The sequence below is a fragment of the Bacterioplanoides sp. SCSIO 12839 genome, from assembly GCF_024397975.1.
GTDB lineage: Bacteria > Pseudomonadota > Gammaproteobacteria > Pseudomonadales > Oceanobacteraceae > Bacterioplanoides.
The window spans coordinates 1,647,860-1,667,826 of record NZ_CP073745.1; the positions used below are offsets into that span (position 1 = coordinate 1,647,860).

The 19,967-nt window shown below is 48.5% G+C and carries 21 protein-coding genes; all 21 read left to right on the forward strand.

Going from position 1 to position 19,967, the window contains the following annotated elements:
* The first annotated feature begins 7 nt into the window (after positions 1-7).
* Positions 8-613 (forward strand): toprim domain-containing protein, encoded by a 606-nt coding sequence (locus tag KFF03_RS07655; protein WP_255860439.1) that lies wholly within the window; start codon positions 8-10, stop codon positions 611-613.
* Complete coding sequence (gene rnd, locus KFF03_RS07660) at positions 604-1,761, forward strand: ribonuclease D (protein WP_255860440.1); 1,158 nt, start codon at positions 604-606, stop codon at positions 1,759-1,761. Before KFF03_RS07655 ends, rnd begins: the two co-directional genes overlap by 10 nt.
* Positions 1,762-1,799: 38 nt before the next feature.
* Positions 1,800-2,096, forward strand: coding sequence for a YcgL domain-containing protein (locus KFF03_RS07665; RefSeq protein ID WP_255860441.1), 297 nt, complete (start codon positions 1,800-1,802; stop codon positions 2,094-2,096).
* Positions 2,086-2,526 (forward strand): YcgN family cysteine cluster protein, encoded by a 441-nt coding sequence (locus tag KFF03_RS07670; RefSeq protein WP_255860442.1) that lies wholly within the window; start codon positions 2,086-2,088, stop codon positions 2,524-2,526. The genes KFF03_RS07665 and KFF03_RS07670 overlap by 11 nt, the downstream gene beginning before the upstream one ends.
* 19 nt (positions 2,527-2,545) lie before the next feature.
* A complete protein-coding gene (locus tag KFF03_RS07675) occupies positions 2,546-2,905 on the forward strand; it encodes a hypothetical protein (RefSeq protein ID WP_255860444.1) in 360 nt (119 codons plus the stop codon).
* Positions 2,906-3,287: 382 nt separating this feature from the next.
* Entirely contained in the window at positions 3,288-3,956 is a 669-nt protein-coding gene (locus tag KFF03_RS07680; RefSeq protein WP_255860447.1) for a YEATS-associated helix-containing protein, read from the forward strand.
* 51 nt (positions 3,957-4,007) lie between these two features.
* Complete coding sequence (locus KFF03_RS07685) at positions 4,008-6,278, forward strand: VWA domain-containing protein (RefSeq protein ID WP_255860448.1); 2,271 nt, start codon at positions 4,008-4,010, stop codon at positions 6,276-6,278.
* Between the two features lie 143 nt (positions 6,279-6,421).
* Positions 6,422-7,264 carry a MoxR family ATPase gene (locus tag KFF03_RS07690; RefSeq protein WP_255860450.1) on the forward strand — a complete coding sequence of 281 codons (843 nt, stop codon included), beginning with the start codon at positions 6,422-6,424 and terminating at the stop codon, positions 7,262-7,264.
* Between the two features lie 36 nt (positions 7,265-7,300).
* Entirely contained in the window at positions 7,301-8,482 is a 1,182-nt protein-coding gene (locus KFF03_RS07695) for a VWA domain-containing protein (protein WP_255860452.1), read from the forward strand.
* Positions 8,483-8,681: 199 nt separating this feature from the next.
* Positions 8,682-9,335 (forward strand): SH3 domain-containing protein, encoded by a 654-nt coding sequence (locus KFF03_RS07700; RefSeq protein WP_255860454.1) that lies wholly within the window; start codon positions 8,682-8,684, stop codon positions 9,333-9,335.
* Positions 9,332-10,030 (forward strand): hypothetical protein, encoded by a 699-nt coding sequence (locus tag KFF03_RS07705; RefSeq protein WP_255860459.1) that lies wholly within the window; start codon positions 9,332-9,334, stop codon positions 10,028-10,030. The genes KFF03_RS07700 and KFF03_RS07705 overlap by 4 nt, the downstream gene beginning before the upstream one ends.
* Positions 10,014-10,550 (forward strand): hypothetical protein, encoded by a 537-nt coding sequence (locus KFF03_RS07710; protein WP_255860460.1) that lies wholly within the window; start codon positions 10,014-10,016, stop codon positions 10,548-10,550. The genes KFF03_RS07705 and KFF03_RS07710 overlap by 17 nt, the downstream gene beginning before the upstream one ends.
* A gap of 70 nt (positions 10,551-10,620) precedes the next feature.
* Positions 10,621-11,157, forward strand: a complete 537-nt coding sequence (locus KFF03_RS07715) for a hypothetical protein (protein ID WP_255860461.1) — start codon at positions 10,621-10,623, stop codon at positions 11,155-11,157.
* A 27-nt stretch (positions 11,158-11,184) separates the two neighbouring features.
* Positions 11,185-13,143 carry a hypothetical protein gene (locus KFF03_RS07720; RefSeq protein WP_255860462.1) on the forward strand — a complete coding sequence of 653 codons (1,959 nt, stop codon included), beginning with the start codon at positions 11,185-11,187 and terminating at the stop codon, positions 13,141-13,143.
* A complete protein-coding gene (locus KFF03_RS07725) occupies positions 13,136-16,054 on the forward strand; it encodes a tetratricopeptide repeat protein (protein ID WP_255860464.1) in 2,919 nt (972 codons plus the stop codon). The genes KFF03_RS07720 and KFF03_RS07725 overlap by 8 nt, the downstream gene beginning before the upstream one ends.
* 58 nt (positions 16,055-16,112) lie before the next feature.
* Entirely contained in the window at positions 16,113-16,742 is a 630-nt protein-coding gene (locus KFF03_RS07730) for a hypothetical protein (protein ID WP_255860465.1), read from the forward strand.
* Positions 16,742-17,098: a hypothetical protein gene (locus KFF03_RS07735; protein ID WP_255860467.1), complete on the forward strand. Its 357-nt coding sequence runs from the start codon at positions 16,742-16,744 to the stop codon at positions 17,096-17,098. The genes KFF03_RS07730 and KFF03_RS07735 overlap by 1 nt, the downstream gene beginning before the upstream one ends.
* A 158-nt stretch (positions 17,099-17,256) precedes the next feature.
* A complete protein-coding gene (locus tag KFF03_RS07740; protein ID WP_255860469.1) occupies positions 17,257-17,910 on the forward strand; it encodes a MotA/TolQ/ExbB proton channel family protein in 654 nt (217 codons plus the stop codon).
* Between the two features lie 15 nt (positions 17,911-17,925).
* Positions 17,926-18,459 carry a biopolymer transporter ExbD gene (locus tag KFF03_RS07745; RefSeq protein ID WP_255860471.1) on the forward strand — a complete coding sequence of 178 codons (534 nt, stop codon included), beginning with the start codon at positions 17,926-17,928 and terminating at the stop codon, positions 18,457-18,459.
* Positions 18,456-18,959, forward strand: coding sequence for a biopolymer transporter ExbD (locus KFF03_RS07750; RefSeq protein ID WP_255860473.1), 504 nt, complete (start codon positions 18,456-18,458; stop codon positions 18,957-18,959). The genes KFF03_RS07745 and KFF03_RS07750 overlap by 4 nt, the downstream gene beginning before the upstream one ends.
* Position 18,960: 1 nt before the next feature.
* Positions 18,961-19,917: an AgmX/PglI C-terminal domain-containing protein gene (locus tag KFF03_RS07755; protein WP_255860477.1), complete on the forward strand. Its 957-nt coding sequence runs from the start codon at positions 18,961-18,963 to the stop codon at positions 19,915-19,917.
* The last annotated feature ends 50 nt before the right edge of the window (positions 19,918-19,967 follow it).

Consider the following 19,967-nt stretch of genomic DNA (forward strand, 5'->3'; position numbering starts at 1 on the left):
TGTTTGAATGTCTGCACCTGACTTTGCTGAACAATTCCGCCAGCTGGTGGATGCCTTTGATGCGATTCCCGGTGTTGGCCCACAAGCGGCCCGGCGTATGGGGCGTTATGTGCTCAGCCATTCGGGCTCACGAGCGTTGGGCGAGAGTATTGTTCAGGCCAGAAGCAGCCTGAATCATTGCGCCCAGTGCCGTATGTTTACCACGGAAACTCTGTGTGCTGATTGCAGTGCGGCTGAAACTTCGGATGCTTTGTTTCCTGGTGTGTTACTCGTGGTTGAACAAGCCGATGAGGCATTGCACTGGCGCGAGCAGGGCTATACAGGCCCGGTGTTTGTATTACACGGAGTGTTATCGCCGGTTGCGGGTGTTGGCCCAACTCAGCTTGGGTTGGCGCAACTCAAGCAGCGTATTGCCGCGTTGCAAAGTCAGACTCTGTGGTTAGCGTTGCAATCAGATACGGCTAAGGGCGCTGGAGCTGAGCCCTCTGTCGAAGCCCGGGCAACCGAATTGTTTATCCGTCAGATGCTGCCGGATAAGGACGTGAGTTTAATGAACGATAACGCCATCACTCAGGCGATTAATGATGCAATTGGGGAAACCGGATGCCGATAGCTTCCTTTAAGCCAGAGGCTTTTGAATCACAATGGATTGATAGCAATTCCGCCCTGGCTGATGTCTGCCAGCAGTGGCTGAGTGAGCCGTATCTGGCGGTGGATACTGAGTTTGTGCGTACCACCACCTTTTATCCGAAAGCGGGTTTGATTCAGGTAACCAGTAGTCAGGGTGATTTCCTGATTGATCCGCTGGCGATCAGCGATTGGCAGCCGCTTAAGGATGTTTTTCTGCATCCGCTGGTGGTGAAGGTCTTTCATGCCTGTGCAGAAGATCTGGAAGTCTGCCAGCGCCTGGTAGGCTGTGTGCCTGAGCCTTTGGCGGATTCACAGCACGCGGCGGCGTTAGTGGGAAAAGGGGCATCGATGGGCTTTCAGCGCCTGGTGGCCGATGTGCTGAATATTGATCTGCCGAAGGGCGAGACACGTTCCAACTGGCTGGAGCGACCATTGCGTCCTGAGCAGATACAATATGCCGTGGCGGATGTGCATTACCTGTATCGCATTTACCCGAAGTTGGTGCAGCAGTTAAAAACACTTGGGCGTGAGTCCTGGCTGGCGGAAGATTGTCAGCGGATGGTAGATCAGGCGAACACACCAGAGAGCTTGTCTGGCTATTTTCGTCGGGTAAAACTGGCCTGGAAGCTGCGTTCTCAGGAGTTGTTTGTATTGCAGCAACTGGCAGCCTGGCGTGAGCAGCAAGCGCGTGAGCGCGATGTGCCACGTAATAAAGTGATTGATGATGCGTCGATGTGGAACATCGCTCGCTTTAAAGTAAAAAATCGCGATCAGCTGATTCGTTCGGGCATGAAGCCCGCCAGTGTGAAAGCCGATGGTGGCGATATTCTTAAGCTGGTATCTCAGGCGCTGGAACTGGATAAAAGCCACTGGCCCAAGCAGCTTGATCGACCGTTAGGCCCTGAGGCCGGACAATGGCTAAAAGAGCTGAAAGTCGTGATTAATGGGCAGGCGGAAACCCTGGAGCTTCCGGCTGAAATTCTGGTGCGCAAAAAACCACTGGAAGCGTTATTGCGCTCCGCTTTCCCACACGGCAATGGCGAGCTGCCAGAGTTATTGTGTGGCTGGCGACAAGAAATAATAGGCGAGCGCCTGTTACAAAAACTACAGCAGCTGGCTGCGGCTGACTGATTTACTCGTGTGAAAACCGTTAATAGTGCGAAAACCTGATGAATAAAATCCTGTGTGATGTGTATCGCTCACTCAAAAAAGACGAAGCGTACTTGTACGTTGAGCAGAAGAAAGGCCTGAAAGAATTGCCAGAAGAATTACTGGAAATTTTTGGCCCTGCTGAAAAAACACTGACGCTGATTCTCACGGAAGAAAAAAAGCTGGCGCGTGCCGAAGCGACCAAAGTGATGGCGGAAATCGAAGAAAAAGGTTTCTACCTGCAAATGCCGCCGCCGCGCGAAACCTATATGTTGGATCTGTTCTGCAAGAAAGATAAAAGCGACCATGAGTGCTGAACCGTTTTGGCAAACCAAGACGTTAGCTGAAATGACACGCCCCGAGTGGGAGTCATTGTGCGACGGTTGTGCGTTGTGTTGTTTGCATAAGCTGGAAGACGAAGATACCGGAGAGGTGTATTACACCGATGTTCATTGCCGTTATATGGATACCAGTAACTGCAGCTGTACGGTCTATCTGGAGCGTAATAAAAAAGTCCCTCATTGTGTGTGGCTGACACCGGAGCAGGCAGAAAGCTTTTTCTGGTTGCCGGAAACCTGCGCTTATCGGCTGTTGGCAGAGAAAAAACCCTTGCCTGAGTGGCACCCATTAATCAGTGGTGATCCTGAGTCGGTTCATAACGCCGGGATCTCGATTAAGAATAAAGGCATTGCCGATGACCGTATTCCTGAAGAGCAATGGCAGGATCGGATTATCTGGAAAGCCTGATGAATAAGGTAACAAGTTAATGGAAGGAATTGTTGAATTTTCTGGCTTCTGGCTGCTATATCTGGTGTTTGCCTGTATTGGCTTCTGGTGTTGGCGGTGTCTGTTTTTCTGGTTGAAGCCGGATAGTGACCTGAGGCGTTTTTTTCATATGCTGGGCGCCGTTCTGGTCTTTACGCCGGCGCCAATCAGCGCCGGATCTGTGTATTTTGCGCCAGCCATGGTCGTCTTTCCATTCACCTTACTGACGTCGTCCCTGGATAATGCCATGTATGCCGCTAACTGGTTTTTAGGTGGTTTGATCGTTGGTGCTGTGGTTCTGGCTATCGTGCAGTCCGTCCGTTTTGTGCAAAAGCGCAGTGCTACCGCTGCGGAGCAATAATCACTTTAATAAAGTGACCAGCCGTTAAATAAAAAGGCCATAAATTGATCAATTTATGGCCTTTTTTGTTTTGTCTCATTGTTTTTCAGTTAAAAGCCTGTCTGCTTTTTGATCATTTTTTAAATTTCTTGTCGAGGGGGGGGTTGCTGCAAATAACGGGTCAATCATTTTTTTCCGTACTTTTCTGGCTAACCCTGAATTCTTTGCTAATTTTAATGCAGGAACGTACTGCACTTCGTCGATTCTGGCGAAACTGCGGCACGAAATTTAACTTGGGGAGGATGATTCCTGTTTGAATGTTGTTTCTGATTTCAGGCAACAAAAACGGGATAGTCGGGCATCAAAACTGTTCCGCAGTTTCTGATGGATGAGGATTGGAAATATGGCAAATCATATCTTTATTCTGGCAACGGTTATGCTGCTTGCAGGTATTTTTGGGGGACTGGTGAACTATTACCTGTACGGTGATAAAGATCCGGATGCAGCAAGTCTGCCGCGATTTTTAGTGGTAGGTGTGGGCGCATCCTTCCTGGTACCGGTTGTTTTGGACATGGTGAACAGTGAGCTGGTGCTTGAAAGCCAGGGTGATCCATCCCGGTTGTTAATTTTCACCGGTTTTTGTTTGATCTCAGCACTATTAAGCCGCTTCTTTATCGATAATCTGTCGGATCGTATTCTGACGGAAGCGCAGGTCGCTAAGTCACGCTCAGAAGAAGTGCAGCAGAATCTGCGGGTCATTCAGAACGAATTATTACCTCTGATTGATACCGAAACCGAGCAGGATATGTCTTCTGCAGATCCACAGGTTGAAGAAGCCAGTAATGACCTGGATGTGACCTCCGCTCAAGTGTTAAAAATTCTGTCCAGTGGTCGTTTTATTTTCCGCTCCCTGGCTGGTGTCTGTCGTGAAGCGAATGAAGAAGAATCTACCATTCTTAAAACACTGCATGTTCTGACCACCCGTAGTCTGGCTGGCAAAGTCAGTGGTAAAAATGGTGTGCGCTGGCATATTACCGAAAAAGGTCGTCGTGTGCTGGAAGCTAACCTGTAATTAATCGGTTAGTGCTGTTATTCAAGATAGTTGATACCCCCGGGAGCATTTATGGTTAACTGTCGTTGGCTGTCGGGGGTGAAATTTTTTTCACTCCTGCTGTTTTTTTCTGTTTTCCTTCCTTTTCAGGCTCTGGCTGAAGAGTCTAAACCTTCCGATGTCCGGATTATCATTGATATCTCCGGCAGTATGAAACAAACCGATCCGCAAAACCTGCGGGTTCCGGCACTCAATTTGTTGGTCGAATTATTACCGGATGGCTCACAAGCCGGTGTCTGGACCTTTGGTCGTTATGTCAATATGTTGGTGCCCTTGTCTGCGGTGGATCAGGGCTGGCGTGATCAGGCAAAAAATAAAGCACAAACCATTAATTCTGTGGGTTTGCAAACCAACCTCACGGAAGCGCTGGAAAAAGCACAATGGCAAATGGGTGCCGACAGTGGCTTTGATCATAGTGTGATCCTGTTGACCGATGGCAAGCTCGACATGACTGAGCAAGGTGCGCCAGCGGATATTAATCGACGTGAAAAACAACGTTTATTAACTCAGGTGTTACCGGGATATATCGCTGCCGGCGCTAAAGTTCATACCCTGGCACTGTCAGATGCAGCGGATGAAAAAATGCTGCAGCAGATTTCTCTGGAAACGGGTGGTTTATTCTTAAAGGCCAATTCGGCTGATGATTTATTAAAACTGTTTTTGAAAGCCTTTGATCGTGCGGTTCCTGTTGAGCAGGTTCCGATGACCAATAACCAGTTTGATATTGATGACAGTGTGCAGGAGTTTACCGCACTGATTTTCCGAAAATCAGATTCCCAGCCAACCACGCTGATTAGCCCGGATGGCGCGCGCATTGATGAAAACAGCAGCCGCAAAAATGATTTGGTTCGTTGGCATAAAGATCTGAATTTCGATCTGATTACGGTCAAACAGCCACAAGCAGGGCAGTGGGCCGCCGAGGCTGATATTGATCCGGATAACCGGGTGCAGATCCTGACGGATCTGAAACTCAGAGTAACCGGGTTACCGAACAATATTTTTGCTGGTTATCCAATCAATCTTGAAATGGCGCTGACCGAAAAGGATTCGGTGTTAAATGAAAAAACCATTCTGGCGTTAACCGATCTGAGTATTAAGGTAACGGCACCGGATGGTCGTACCGGCAGCAAGTTGTTATCAGATCCTGAGGTGTTGCCGGATGACGGTATTTTTAGAGAATCCCTGACGCGTTTGTCGCAACGAGGTGAGTATCAGATTGAGGTGTTGGCTGAGGGGCGTACTTTTAAGCGCAAACAAACGCTGACGGCGATGTTGTCAGAGCCGCTGTCCGTCAGTGTGACGCCAGATTACGATCAGCAGGTACTTAGTATTGCTGTTACGCCAGAGGTTGAGAATATTGATACAACCTTGTCGCGGATTATTGCCCGTATTACCAGTCCGGATGAAAGTTCAGTGATTCAGTCGATGGAATACAGTACCGAGAATAATCAATGGTTGTTATCGCTGTCGGCTGACAAAGGGCCAGGTGATTATGGTGTATTGCTGAATATTCGTGGGGTAACCGATAACGGCAGTACGTTTAAAAGCAAACCTGAAAATATTGCAGCAACTTTTCCGTTGGTGAAACCGGGCATGGCAATTGAGCCGGAGCCAGCTCTGAAAGCGGGAGAGTCTTCCGCGTCGGGTGAAATGGAACCATCCGCTGATGCGAAGCCAGCAACTGAGTCAGAAACGAATCCTGAGGCGGTTGCGGAACCGTCGGTTGAGCCAGCAGCTGAGCCTGAGCCAGTTGCTGAACCCGCAGTGCAACCAGAACCAGAATCCGAGCCTCAGTCAGAGCCTGAGCCTGCAGTAGCCCCTGACCTGGCCGCGAAGTTTGAGGAGCAGCAGGAAAGTACCGACGATGAAGCCCCGGTCGAAGAGGAAGGTATTGCCTGGTGGGTTTATCTGCTGTTAGCACTGGGCAATCTGGCTGTGTTTGGTGGTGTGGGGTATTGGTGGTTTATCAAGCGTAAGGCCAATAGTGCTGATAATGACGTAGCCAAAGGTGCGGATGAAGCGCGTTTGCCGCCGGACCTGGAAACGCCGGAGTTTGATGAGTCTGAACTGGATGGGGACTTTGATGCCTTCAGTGATGATTCTGAAGAAGAAATTGCTTCACCATCACCAGGTGCGACCGCAGGGCCGGGTGGTGATGAAGGTTTAGGTCTGGATGATGATTTTGCCATTGATCCGGATGACGGTGACGGCGCGGCGGATGAAAGCTGGGGCGAATTTGACGATCCATTTGAGGATGATGAAAAAAAACAAAGTGATAGCTAAAGACTCTTGGCTGACCTTGCTGGTCAGTCTTTCAGGGAGAGTAAATGCGGGGCTCTGTTAAAGAGCCTTGCTGATCCATACCAGCCTCCTTATACTTCTGGCGTATTTCGTTGAATAAATTGTCACTAAGCCAGAGGTCTTTTATGAAGTTTCAGGGAACTGAAGAATACGTAGCAACGCCCGAACTGCGCATGGCAGTCAATGCGGCCATCACGCTACAACGTCCACTGTTACTGAAAGGTGAGCCGGGTACCGGTAAAACCATGCTGGCGGAACAGCTGGCCAAATCTCTGGACACTGAATTGATTCAGTGGCACATCAAAAGTACCACCAAAGCGCATCAGGGCCTGTATGAGTACGACGCCGTTTCTCGTCTGCGCGATTCCCAGCTGGGCAATGATAAAGTCCACGACATCAAAAACTACATCGTTAAAGGTAAGTTGTGGGAAGCGTTCACCGCTGACAAACCGGTGGTTTTGCTGATTGATGAAATCGACAAGGCGGATATTGAATTCCCGAACGATCTGCTGTTGGAACTCGATAAAATGGAGTTCTACTGCTACGAAACTCAGGAACGAATTGTTGCTAAACACCGCCCGATTATCCTGATTACCAGTAACAACGAAAAAGAATTGCCGGATGCTTTCCTGCGCCGTTGTTTCTTCCACTACATCGATTTCCCGGATGCCAGCACCATGAAAGACATCGTGGAGGTGCATTACCCAGGTATCCAGAACGAGCTGGTGGCTGAAGCCATGGATGTTTTCTTCGACGTGCGTAAAGTGCCGGGTCTGAAGAAAAAACCATCCACCTCCGAACTGATTGACTGGCTGAAACTGTTGATGGCCGATGAGATTGGTGTCGAAGTGTTGCGTAATCGTGATACCACCAAAGCCATTCCGCCAATGTATGGTGCGCTGGTGAAAAACGAACAAGACGTTCAGCTGCTTGAACGACTGGCCTTTATGAGTCGTCGCAAAGGCTAATTCTGGTGGTGCAACACGAACAGCAGGGGTCGGCTTATGCTGATTGATTTTTTTCAGACCGTACGCAAAGCCAAGGTGCCATGCTCTATTCGTGAGTATCTGGATCTGGTGGCGGCGGTTCAGGCGCATGTTGCGTTTGCCAATCTCGATGACTTTTATGCACTGGCTAAGCTGGTGCTGGTCAAAGATGAAAAGCATTACGATAAATTCGACAAAGCCTTTGGTCATTATTTTGAAGGGCTGGACATCGTTGAGTTGTTCAGTGATGAAGCCAGCATTCCGAAAGACTGGATGCGCAAAGAATTCGAACGCATGCTCAGTGAAGAGCAAATGGCTCAAATCGAAGCCATGGGTGGTATCGACAAACTGATGGACGAATTTCAGAAGCGTCTGGAAGAGCAGGAAAAGCGTCATCAGGGTGGCAATAAAATGATTGGTACCGGTGGCACGTCGCCGTTTGGTTCCAACGGTTATAACCCGGAAGGCATTCGCATCGAACAAGGTCGTTCGCGCCACAAAAAAGCCGTTAAGGTTTGGGAACAGCGCAACTACAAAGACCTGGATGACAGCATTGATCTGGGTATTCGTAATGTCAAAGTAGCGCTGCGTCGTTTGCGTAAATTTGCCCGTCAGGGTGCCGCTGAAGAGTTGGATATGGGCGATACCATCGCTTCAACGGCTCGCAATGCAGGCTTTCTCGATATCAAAATGGTGCCGGAGCGGCACAATGCGGTAAAAGTGCTGCTGTTTTTTGATATTGGCGGCACCATGGACCCGTATGTACGGGTGTGTGAAGAGTTATTCTCGGCCGCTCGTACCGAGTTTAAACATATGGAAACCTTTTATTTCCATAACTGTTTGTACGAGTCTGTCTGGAAAAACAATATCCGCCGTCTGAATGAGCGCACTGAAACCTGGGATGTATTGCGTAAATACGGCCCGGATTACAAGGTGATTTTTGTTGGTGATGCCATGATGGCACCGTACGAAGTGACCCATGTGGGTGGCAGCGTTGAACACTGGAACGAAGAGCCGGGGGCGGTTTGGTTGCAGCGTATGGCGGATCAGTACGACAAGATGGTGTGGTTAAATCCGGCACCAGAAGCGCATTGGGGGCAGGGTGGATCGCTGGGGGCGATCAAGCAGATTGTTAAGGATAAAATGTATCCATTAACCTTATCTGGCCTTGAAGATGCCATGCGTTTCTTAAGCAAATAAAAGCAGGTAAGTAAAAAGTACGGTTGTTCTAATTGTGGAATGACCGGCTTTATAGGACAATGCGCCTTAGCACGGAAGCTCGATACCGGCACTGAAAAGTGCCCCTATAACTAGAAAAACAAGGGCTATCCGACCTATGACGGTCCCGGGGAAATTGTACCAGCCTTGGCACCAGCGAGTGCTGTGGGTTCTCATCATCATGTTTGCCACTGCATCCGCGCTGGCTCAAAACTCTGCCATTTTGTTACGCAAAGGTCCGGGCAGTGCGTTTCCTGTTGTTTCTGAGTTATCTCCTGATCATTCTCTTAAAGCCGTTTTGCGCCAGGGGGAGTGGATCCAACTGTCTGATGGACAACGCCAGGGTTGGGTGCATCAGGCTGATCTGAATCCAGCCCCAGAGATTGACGATGCGCAGCTGTGGCTGATCCGTGAATCGACTCCGTTATCACAATGGCAGCTGCAATTAGGTGCAAATACTGAAAAAGCCTATCAGCTGGGTTTTCTCTATCCCTTACACAGCTATGATGTCGCGTTTCGTGCAGAGCGGGGCTTTGATCACAGTGAAAACTGGTATTCGTTGCAATTGGCACTGGAAAAAGATCTCTGGCGCGTAGGTCGTTCCTGGTTAGCGGCTGGTTTTGCCTTCGGTAGTGGTTCTTCAGAGGCCGGTGCGGAACGTTGGAATGACGATGGTGAAACGCAAACAACCGCGCTTGCGGCACTGAATTTCGACTGGAAAATGCCATTCAGCCGCCCATTAACTCTGCTGTTTCGTATTAAAAATGAACAGGCGCTAGCGGGTAATCGTGCTAATGACACCAGCCTGGCCCTGATTTGGAATCTGAAGTTATGAAGCCTGGACGATTGTTGTTATTAAAATCACTGTTTTTACTAAAGCTGTTTTTATCAAGGCTGTCGTTACCTGGGCTGTTGTCACGAACTTTGCTGTTAATAGTCGCGAGTTCGTTTGCGGGTGGGTTGGTCAATGCAGAGCAGTTGACCGATATATACCAGCCCAGAGTTCTGGAAGCGGGTGTTGCGTCAGATGCCGATATCGAGCAGCGTCATGGCAGCTGGGGTGTGGGAATTGCCCAAATTGCACAGGAAAATTTACCGTCCACTCTGGGGTTAAATGCTTCGGCCCGCTATTTTGCCGGAGAGCGCTGGTATGTTTTGGCAAATATTCAGCTGGCCAACCTCAGCGATCGGGTTATTCGTGATGATCAGGGTGAAACACTGGTCAAGAAAGATGTGACCTCTGTGTTGGTTAATACAGGGCTGGGTTATCAGTTAATGCAGGGCAATGCGAGCTTCAGTGGCAACCGGAGTTATCCATGGCAATTTGCTCTGGAAGGTTATCTGGGGGAACAATTTAACGGTGAAAGCAGCGGCTTATATTATGGTGTGGGATCTTCCTGGCAGCTGCAAATCAATGACTTCTGGGTTTCGCTGGACCTGAAAAATTTCACGATTGCTGATGACAACCTGAAACAAGCCGAAATCGATAATGGAATTCAGTGGGGGATAACCTTTGGTTCCTATTATTAATCAGCCGTTATCCTCGATGATGTTGCCACTGTTGTATGTGTTGATGCTGCTGTATCCACTTGCTGTTCAGGCGGCTCCAGAAAAAATGACCGCAGACACGTTAGCACCGGGTATGTCAGTGCCTGACTTTTCGTTACCGGCCAGTAACGGCTGGGGGCAACGCCTGGCGGAAAGAAAAGGCGAAGCAGTGATGCTGATTTGGCTGGATGACTGCGATCGCTGTGAAGAATTATTAGCACCTTACCAATTGTTGGCCGAGGGTTTGTTGCAAGATGGTTTGCACACCTGGTTTATATGGACGCCCGATGGCGATGATCAGCCGCCACAGATGCGCTTGCCTGTATTGGTTGCTGACCAGAAATGGCGCAGCGGCTGGCAGTTTGCTACACGCCCGGCAATTATGCTGATTGATGCCGATGGTGTGTTGGATCAATTGATATTGGGCGATCTGGAGGATAATTTCTCCAGGCTGGAAAAACAGTTGCCACAATGGTTAAAAACAACAAAACGGCTGCGTTAAACAAAGTCTTTAAGAAAGCCTTTAATAATGACAAAAAGTGGGCGGTTTTTTGTGTTGCCCCGGAGAAAAAATGAACTTCATCACCCGCGTTTCAGTTTGTATTGTTTCCGTTTTCTGTCTGCTTCTTACCAGTGTTAGTGGACACGCTGCAGAAAATGATAACCAGCCTGTGTTACAGCAGGATATTCAGTCGGTTAAAAAAGCGGTACTGGAATTAAATAAAGACCTGTATGAACTGGAACAAAACCTGTTAAGTCCGGCAACGACTCGGGCTGCGTTTTATGTGTCGCTGTCCTACGGGGAGTTTTTTGAACCCTTGTCGATTGAAATTAAGGCCCAGGATATTGACCCGATTCAGCATATTTATACTGAGCGTCAGGTAACTGCCTTACGCCGCGGTGCAGTACAGCCACTGACTGAATTTAACCTTGGCCCGGGTAAACACGAATTTCATGTGTTGGTTCGTGGTGTTGATCAGTTAGGTCAGGCGCGTGAATTAATGATTCATCAGGAAGTTGAAAAAACCAGTCAGCCGTTATTGATGGAAATCCTGATCCGGGATCAGGAAGAAAAAAGTAATGCGACAGCTCAACTTCGTCAGTGGTAACGCAAGGGCAAATGGCCGGTGAATAATATGCGTTACCGTTTTATAAAAGCCTTTTTGATAACGCTGTCGCTGTTAGTGCTCAGCGGGCTATCGACTGCTTCCCCAACGCTTTATGATGATAACGACCCACAGCGTTTATTACGCGGCGCTTTTTATTTTCGTTATTTGGAGGGTGATTACAGCGGCGCGTTGCATCGCCTGAAAATCTGGCGCGAGTATCGTTCTGATGCTTCTGTTTCTGCGCCTCCGGATGCTGAAAGCCTGATTATGGAAGCCGCTATTTATCTTGCACTCGGTATGGAAGGCGAGGCGCACGCTATTTATCAGCAGGTCGAACAATCTGGGCTGAGTGCCAGTGGTGATGCCTGGTTCCATTTAGCGCGGCGCTGGATGGAATTGTCGCGTTGGTCTGAGGCTGAAAAAAGTATTGGTCGTGCTCTGGAGCTGAGCCCAACATTAAATCCACAATATCAGCAGCAAGCGTTATTTATTCAAAGCAGCAGTCGCTCTCATCAGGATAAGGTTGCGCAGTCTGTGTTGTCTCCGCAGATGATTAACGAAAGCATTTGGGCGGGGCTGGCACGTTACAATCGTATTTTGGCGGCGATGCGATTAAACGCAAACAGCCGTGATCTGGAAAAGTGGGTTGAAGAAGCGGTTTTTTATTTACCGGAAGACGACTACGAATCTCAGGCGTTGCGCGATCGTATTTTATTAATTGCAGGAATCTATGCGCTTGATTCGGGCAAACAACGTCGTGCCGAGGCGTATTTCCGGGAAGTCAGTCAGAATACTGTTTTTACGGCACCGGCCTTGTTGCATTATGGCTGGGCACTGGTAGAACAATGGAAATATCAGCAAGCCATGCAGCCATGGCGGGTTTTACAGCAACAGTTTAATGACTTTCATCCGGCGGTAATCGAATCCGTTCTGGGGGTTCCTCATGCACTGGAATTATTAAATGCCACCACGCAATCGCTCAAAACGTATGAAGTGGTTGAAGGGCGCTTGCAAAAAATGTTGGCACAGGTTCGTGCCGTCAATAATTCAGAAGTTATTAATGGCTGGATGGACAGCTGGCTTGAGCAACCAAGCTTTCACTCGGGTTCTGATGCTAATGCGGCCTGGGGATGGTTGAATAATTCGTTGGCTGATATGCCGGATCATGACCTTACCCGGACATTACAGTCGGTATTGGATGATAATGAATTTAACCAGCTGGTCATTCAGTTACGTGATTTACAGCAATTGCAGCGCCAGTTGAAGCAACAGGAAACGGACTTACTGCTATGGCAGGAAGTGGTTCGGGAGCGTCAGCAACGTTTGCAACAGTTGGGTGGTGCTCAGCGTTTAAACGCGTTAGAGCAGCGTCATCAGCAATTATTGTCACAGGTGATGACAATGCAGCGGGCTGTTGATGAAGAAGATGCCAAAGTATTTGCCTATGCTTCCGCAGCGGACAAAAACAATATTAATAACCTGGCTGCGGTTGTTCCGGCGGTTGAATATCTGCAGGTTATTAATGACCCGACTCGTGACCTGAGTGCTTATAAAGAACGCTGGCGTCGTGTGCGTGGTGTGCAGTTATGGAATATTTATCAGGATAAACCCGAGCGTCGTTGGCAGGCACAACAGAGCTTCTGGCAATTGCGTAAAAACAGTGAACAGTTAGCCGAACAACTCAGTAACAGTCGTATTGCGTTATCCTGGGCGAACAGCAGCTGGCAGGGTTTCCCTCAGCGGGTCAGCCAAGCGTTGCAACGTGCTGCGGCTCAACAACAACGTGTGGACGTGATTTATTTGCAACAGCGTGAGCAATTGGTTGCGCGGGTACAACAACACTTAAATGATCTGGATATTCGTCTCAGTGACTATTTAGCGCAAAGTCGTTTATCCATCGCACGACTGTACGACGATGCATTACAAAACCATGTGATACACAGTTCCGAAGCGGGCAGTGCTAAGCAAGGGGGTTCAGATGAGTAATATTCTGAATCACCATTGGCACGTACTGTTGCTGATTGCATTCAGCGGGTTGTTATCATCGTGTGCTGTTTTTCAGGACCCGGCTGAACAACAAACCCGTTTAGAAAATATTCCTCAGCTTAAAGTTCGTCTGATGAGTAACGAAACGCCGGAAGTGACGCATCAGGAAGTGATTGAGCGTTATCAGCAATATCTGGCGGTTGCCACTGAGCCTGAAATGCGCATCCGTGTTGCACACCGTATCGCCAGCCTTAAATTACAATCCGAAGAAGTGTCTCAGGAGCGTTTAGAGGCCGCAGAAGATGCATTGGCTGCGGCGCAGCAAACGAATGATGACATTGAGATTCGCAACCAGGCGGAAAAGCTGGCCCAGGAATTAGCGCGAGAGCAGCAAGTCTCCGGCGCTGAGCGTGGTATGGCGCTGGCATCCATCAAAGATTACGAAGCGCTGTTAGAACAATACCCGGATCGTTTGGATAACGATGCCGTGTTGTATCAATTAGCCAAGGCGTATCACATCACTGGCCAGCCGTATCAGACCATCTCAGTCCTTGAGGAGCTGGTGCTTAAATACCCTCGCTCTGTTTATTACCTTGAGTCTGAATTTCGTCTTGGTCAATTATTATACGCCGCCGGGGATTATGAAGCAGCGGCTGAAGCCTATCAGCGCTTGATTGATCGGGGGCGGGAAGACAACAAATATTATGTCAGCGCCGGCTATCTTAAAGCTTGGTCATTGTTCAAGCTTGAGCAGAATGAAGCGTCGTTATTAGCCTTTACTCGTGTGATGGATGAGGAGTATCCGGACGTTGCCGCCTTGTCATCGGCAACTGGCAGTGAGCTGGATATGCTGAACGATATCCTGCGGATTATGGCCATTATTTTTGATTACATGGGCGACTGGCAACAAATTGCAGTTTTTTATGATCAACACGGTCAGCGTCATTACGAATACCTGATTTACGATCGACTGGCTGAACAGTATTACGATAAAAAATATTATAAGTCCGGGGCATCCACCTTACGTGCGTTCGTTTTGCGTTACCCGGATGATGTTCTGGCACCACAATATTACGCCCGATTAATCGAAGGGTATAAAGAAGCCCGTTATTCCACTCTGCTGCGTAAACATCAGGGTATTTATATTCAGCGCTTTGGTGTGGGCAGTGATTACTGGAATAGCCACAATGAGGCAGTGCGTGATGTGATTCGTGAGCCGTTGGCGATGTATTTATGGGATTTAGCCAGTTTTCATCATGCCTGGGGGCAATCGGCTAAAAAGCGCAGCGATAAACAGCAACGCCTTGAAATTGCATCGCGCTGGTATCAGGAATATGTCCGCAGTTTCCCGCTGGCCGATGATGTTGTTGAAGCACATTTTTTACTCGCTGAAGTATCCACCGAGTTGAAGGATTACGTCAAAGCCAAAGATCATTATGAGATTGTTGCTTATCAATATCCGGATTATGAAAAAGCACCGGAAGCGGGTTATGCAGCGATTCTGGCCTTTAATAAACACAAACCCGTGGCGGCTGAAAAAGCCGTGTGGCGCCAGTTAACGGTTGCTAGTGCGATGCGGTTTGTGCAGGAATTTCCGCAAGATGAACGCCGCGGTACCGTGCTGGTTAACACCAGCGAAATGTTGTTAAAAGATAAATATTTTGAGCAGGCGCTGACGACTTCGCGTTTGGCATGGGAAGCGAAAGGGAATTTACCCGAGCGCTATCAGTACGGTGCGGCATTGGTGCGTGGCCATTCGGCCTTTGAACTCGAGCAATACCCGGAAGCAGAACTGGCACTGATGCAAGCCAGCCAATATTCCAAACTGAGTCGTAAAAAACGTCGTGATTTACGTGAAAAAGTGGCGGCTTCTATTTATAAACAAGGTGAGCAGGCAAAACAAAACGCCGATTATCCCGCAGCCGTAGGCCATTGGCGTCGTCTGGCGGTCGTGATTCCTGAAAGTAATACACGTATTAATGCTGAATACGATGCGGCTACGTTGTTGATGGAAACCAAGGACTATGATCAGGCAATTGAAGTTCTGTTGAAATTCCGCAGCGATTATCCGCAACATAAGCTGACGGCGGATATTCCCAGTAAGCTGATTGTGGCTTATGAAGAAAAAGGCGACTGGCGTAAAGCAGCATTTGAATTACAAACCATCTGGAAAACCAGTAAAAAGCCAGATGAACAACGCATTGCCTGTTTCCAGTCCGCTGAATATTTTGAGAAAGCTGACGATCAGGAAAATGCCATCGTGATGTATAAGCGTTATGCGCATTCTTACAAGCGTCCTTTTGATGCGGCGATTGAAGCACACTTTAAGCTTGATCAGATTTACGCCAGCCGCGGTGATGAAGAAAAGCGACGCTTCTGGCTCGGAAAAATTATCAGCCTGAATGAAAAAGCCAAAGACCAGCAAACCGACCGTTCTAAATACCTGGCGGCTAAAGCGGCTTATGAATTGGGTGAGTTTGAGCGTCAGGCTTTTGAAAAAGTGGCATTAACGTTGCCGCTGGATAAAAGTGTCACGCAAAAAAATCACTATATGCAACGTGCGTTAAAACGTTACACCCAGGCCGTTCAGCTTCAGGTGTTGGAATACACAACATCATCGACATACCGTATTGGTGAGCTGTACAAGCAGCTGGCGCAGGGGCTGATGAGTTCAGAACGTCCGGCGGGCATGGATGAACTGGAACTGGAAGAGTATCAGTTCCTGCTGGAAGATCAGGCCTTTCCGTTGGAAGAGGCAGCCATTGAAATTCATCAAACCAATATTGGCCGAACCTACGACGGGTTATACGATAATTGGGTGAAGCAGAGCTTTGGCTCGATGGCTGAACTGATGCCAGGGCAATACAACAAACAAGAGAGGGCGATTGGTTATGTTGAACAGGTTCGCTAATTGTCTTTCTACAATAAGTCGTCTTGCTCAAACAACGGCTTTATTACTGGCTGCACTGATGTTGAGCGCCTGTAGTGTGTTTCAGTCAGCGCCTGAGGTTGTGGATACCGGGCCGGTTGAGCAACCTTTGCCGCCGCCATTGCTGGAGTCGTATTCGGAAGGCCTGGCCATGTTGCAACAACTGGAAGAAGTTGGCGACGAACAGGAGCGCCTGCAACAGCAGCAGAAAGTATTACAGTATTGGCAGGATCTGAGCAGCGAGTACCCGCAATATCCGGGTATCTGGACCAATCTGGCATTAAATCAATATCAGCTGAAGTCTTATGAAGAGAGTCTGGCCAGCCTGAATAAAGCGCAGCAGATTAATGCCGAATTTTGTCCGGCCTTTAAATTAAAAGGCATGGTGCAGCGTGAATTAGGGCAATTTAATGACGCGGAGTCGAGTTATCTGGCGGCGGCAAATTGTGCGCCTCAGGATGCCAACATTCCTTACAACCTGGGTATTTTATATGACCTCTATCTGGGTGATCTGGATAAGGCATTAGTGCAGTACCAGAAAGCTCAGGCCATGCTGAGTGAACCGGATGAAACGCTGGCCGTCTGGATTCCTGACCTGCAGCGTCGTACCGGTGCAGACAAGGCTGATGAGGGCGCTGAATCCGCTGAGCCTCAGGTGGCAGGAGAATAATGATGTTGCGATCGGCGTTGGTGATGTTGAGTTGGGTGTTTTTGAGCTTCAGTTTGATGGCGACACTCTCTTTTGCCGCAGATGACAACGTGGTTCGTCTTCAAGGCATTTCCATTCAGGGAAAGAGTGAAGAGCCTAACGTGGTGTACATTACACCCTGGCGGCCACCACCAGGAACAGGGCGTTTATACCAACCCATCTACAGTTATCGTGATCATTGGTTTCAACCGCTTGATCGCCAGAGCTTAGGGCGGGAGCTGCGCTATGGGGAGCGATATTTACCGAAGCAAGTGAATGTTGAACGCCTGCAACAGCTAAACGCGAACAACGAAGCGAAAGTAACGAAACAAAAGTAACGAAACCCAAATAACAACGGAATAATCACAGCCCCGGATGTTTTTTCATTGGGCGTTTAATGGTTAAATCAGGGCTGCGACACTCGGCTATCCGAAATATCGTAACCAATAATTTTAATAAAGAAGAAAAGCTGGAACAAAGCTAAGGGGAAGTATCAATGGAAACGGTTGTACGTTTTTTTCAGGAAGGTGGCACATTTATGTATCCGATTGCCATCATTATGGCGGTTGGTTTGGCCATTGCATTTGAGCGTTTATTCTTCTTGCTGAAAGAAAAATCCAGCAATCGTCAGGCATTTGATGACATGTTGCCAATGCTGCAGAAAAAAGATCTGCGTGCGGCGCTGAATTATGCCAATGCCTCCGACAGTAAAATTGGTAATATTTTTTCCGGTGCTATCGCCCGTATTCCAAACAGCCAGCGTCGAGAAGAAATTGAATACGCGCTGGAAGAAGGTCTGATGGAAGCGATTCCACAACTGGAAAAGCGCACTCAATATGTTTCGACACTGGCGAACATCGCTACCTTAATGGGCCTGCTGGGTACCATTATGGGTTTGATTGCTGCGTTTACCGCGGTGGCTAACGCGGCGCCGGCGGAGAAAGCAACGTTATTATCCCAGTCTATTTCGGTGGCGATGAACACAACGGCATTTGGGTTGATGGCCGCTATTCCTCTGTTATTACTGCACAGCTTTCTGCAAACCAAAACCAATGAGATTGTTGATAGTATTGAAATGGCCGGTGTGAAATTCCTCAATATCATCACCGAACGTAAGCCGGGTCAGAACGACAAAAATAACGCAGCCTGATAGTTGAGCAGTTACATGAGACGCCATAAAAGACCACAAGAAGAGGCGGAGCTCAACGTAACATCCTTCATGAATTTGATGATCGTACTGGTACCGGTATTGTTGATGAACATGGTGTTCTCACAAGTGGCGGTGCTGGATCTCAAATTACCCAACGGAAACCAGCCTGGGCCGGTTAACGTGAATCCTGAGGATGTAACGCTTGACGTGACTATTCGGGCCGATGAGTTTGTGATTTCACGCACTTATCAGGAACAAACCGAAGCGCTGGCAACGCTGCCTAAAAAAGCTGACGAATATGACTACGAGGGGCTGTCGCGCACCTTGCAGGACATTAAAAAGAATCCGGTTTTCAAAGATAAAAAAGACATTAATCTGTTATCTGAAGCCAATGTTGATTACCAGACCCTGGTAACGGTGATGGATACGGTGCGCCGTTATCCGGCTGTTGTTGCGGCTTCTCTGGTGGATGCGGAATTGTTTCCTGAAATTTCATTAGGGGATGCTGAAGACGCATCGGCTGCTACTGCTGCGGAGGTGACACCATGAAAATGTCCCGCCGTGCAAAACGCATGCAACGCAATCACAAGCGTAATAAAAATGGCGGCACGCTGAACCTGACCGCTCTGATGGATATTTTTACCATTCTGGTTTTCTTCCTGATGGTGAATCAGTCAGAAGTGGATGTGCAAAATAACGACGATATTACATTGCCGGTATCGATTTCTGAAAACAAGCCGAATGAGCAGGTGACCATTATGGTCAGTCATGCCGACATTCTGGTTCAGGGTCGTGCTGTAGTATCAACGGCTGATGCAAAACTGGTAAAAGCTGAGGAGCTGCCACAACTCAAAAAAGAGCTGGAATATTTAGCGGGTCGTTTCCCGTTATCACCGGAACAACAGCAGCAGGGAAGACCCATCACCATTATGGGTGATAAGGGGATTCCTTACGCATTGCTGAAAAAAGTGATGAACACCAGCGCCAAATCCGGTTTTAATAATATCTCTCTGGCAGTAGAGCAGAAACAACCTGCAGGAGGCGCCTGATATGACGGTATATTATCGTGCGCCTGAGTTGCCGTGGAATGATGGCGGTCAGCAGCAGCGTTTTTTCGGGATTTTAGCCGGCCTGCTATTGTTGGTTGCCGTGGTTGGTATTGCCATTCCTATGATTGAGCTTCCCGCCAAAGACCGTAAAGAACTGGAACAGTTGCCGCCGCAGCTGGCGAAAGTCCTGGAGCGGAAGAAAAAGGAAAAACCAAAACCTAAGCCGGTACCGGTAAAGAAAAAGGAAGAAAAAAAGCCGGAGCCTAAGCCAGAACCTAAGCCTGAGCCAAAGCCGGAAGAAAAAAAGCCGAAGCCTAAGCCCAAGCCGAAGCCAAAGAAAAAGCCGAAGGTAGAAGCACCAAAAGAAAAACGTGACGCGGCAAAACAAAAGGCCCGTGACTCTGTTGGTGAAAATACTTTGGCAACGTTGAGCAATATCAGCAGTCAGGTGCCTATTGCGGCATTAAGTACGAGCAGTCGCGGGTTAAATAATGCCGGTTCTCAGGCTACCAGTGTTGGTAATATTGTTGATCGTGATGCAGCTACCCGGGGGTCGGGCGGTGTTGATGTAGCGGCCTTAACAACGACAACGGTTGGTGAGCAACTGGGTGATCGTGAAACGACCGCTGTTGAGCTGACTGAAGAGCAGGTTGCTGAGGTTGAACAGGCGAAAACGCGGACGCCGGAAGAATTACGACTGGTGCTGGAGGCGAACAAAGTAAAATACGATCGCATCTATCAGGCTGCCTTGCGTAAGAATCCGAATCTGAAAGGCTCTGTCACATTCCGCCTTGAGATTGAGCCGGATGGTACGGTTTCCAGTTGTAAGATCACCAAAAGTGAACTCAATGACACCAAGATCCATCGTCGTATGGAATCGGCTTGTCGTCGTATGAAATACAGTAATAAGCCGGGCATTGATCGTACCGTGGCTGAGTATCCAATTGCCTTTAACTGAATACGACTGACCTCTGTCGTATAAGACCAAAGCCCTGCTTCGATAGAAGT

What these genes read in the sequence shown, in the direction of transcription:
- KFF03_RS07685 (WP_255860448.1), top strand. Translation starts at nt 4,008, where the DNA reads ATGGTTAACTGTCGTTGGCTGTCGGGGGTGAAATTTTTTTCACTCCTG.
- KFF03_RS07735 (WP_255860467.1), top strand. Translation starts at nt 16,742, where the DNA reads ATGATGTTGCGATCGGCGTTGGTGATGTTGAGTTGGGTGTTTTTGAGC.
- KFF03_RS07680 (WP_255860447.1), top strand. Translation starts at nt 3,288, where the DNA reads ATGGCAAATCATATCTTTATTCTGGCAACGGTTATGCTGCTTGCAGGT.
- KFF03_RS07715 (WP_255860461.1), top strand. Translation starts at nt 10,621, where the DNA reads ATGAACTTCATCACCCGCGTTTCAGTTTGTATTGTTTCCGTTTTCTGT.
- KFF03_RS07695 (WP_255860452.1), top strand. Translation starts at nt 7,301, where the DNA reads ATGCTGATTGATTTTTTTCAGACCGTACGCAAAGCCAAGGTGCCATGC.
- KFF03_RS07740 (WP_255860469.1), top strand. Translation starts at nt 17,257, where the DNA reads ATGGAAACGGTTGTACGTTTTTTTCAGGAAGGTGGCACATTTATGTAT.
- KFF03_RS07750 (WP_255860473.1), top strand. Translation starts at nt 18,456, where the DNA reads ATGAAAATGTCCCGCCGTGCAAAACGCATGCAACGCAATCACAAGCGT.
- KFF03_RS07655 (WP_255860439.1), top strand. Translation starts at nt 8, where the DNA reads ATGTCTGCACCTGACTTTGCTGAACAATTCCGCCAGCTGGTGGATGCC.
- KFF03_RS07670 (WP_255860442.1), top strand. Translation starts at nt 2,086, where the DNA reads ATGAGTGCTGAACCGTTTTGGCAAACCAAGACGTTAGCTGAAATGACA.
- KFF03_RS07730 (WP_255860465.1), top strand. Translation starts at nt 16,113, where the DNA reads ATGTTGAGCGCCTGTAGTGTGTTTCAGTCAGCGCCTGAGGTTGTGGAT.
- KFF03_RS07665 (WP_255860441.1), top strand. Translation starts at nt 1,800, where the DNA reads ATGAATAAAATCCTGTGTGATGTGTATCGCTCACTCAAAAAAGACGAA.
- KFF03_RS07690 (WP_255860450.1), top strand. Translation starts at nt 6,422, where the DNA reads ATGAAGTTTCAGGGAACTGAAGAATACGTAGCAACGCCCGAACTGCGC.
- KFF03_RS07700 (WP_255860454.1), top strand. Translation starts at nt 8,682, where the DNA reads ATGTTTGCCACTGCATCCGCGCTGGCTCAAAACTCTGCCATTTTGTTA.
- KFF03_RS07705 (WP_255860459.1), top strand. Translation starts at nt 9,332, where the DNA reads ATGAAGCCTGGACGATTGTTGTTATTAAAATCACTGTTTTTACTAAAG.
- KFF03_RS07675 (WP_255860444.1), top strand. Translation starts at nt 2,546, where the DNA reads ATGGAAGGAATTGTTGAATTTTCTGGCTTCTGGCTGCTATATCTGGTG.
- KFF03_RS07725 (WP_255860464.1), top strand. Translation starts at nt 13,136, where the DNA reads ATGAGTAATATTCTGAATCACCATTGGCACGTACTGTTGCTGATTGCA.
- KFF03_RS07720 (WP_255860462.1), top strand. Translation starts at nt 11,185, where the DNA reads ATGCGTTACCGTTTTATAAAAGCCTTTTTGATAACGCTGTCGCTGTTA.
- KFF03_RS07745 (WP_255860471.1), top strand. Translation starts at nt 17,926, where the DNA reads ATGAGACGCCATAAAAGACCACAAGAAGAGGCGGAGCTCAACGTAACA.
- KFF03_RS07755 (WP_255860477.1), top strand. Translation starts at nt 18,961, where the DNA reads ATGACGGTATATTATCGTGCGCCTGAGTTGCCGTGGAATGATGGCGGT.
- rnd (WP_255860440.1), top strand. Translation starts at nt 604, where the DNA reads ATGCCGATAGCTTCCTTTAAGCCAGAGGCTTTTGAATCACAATGGATT.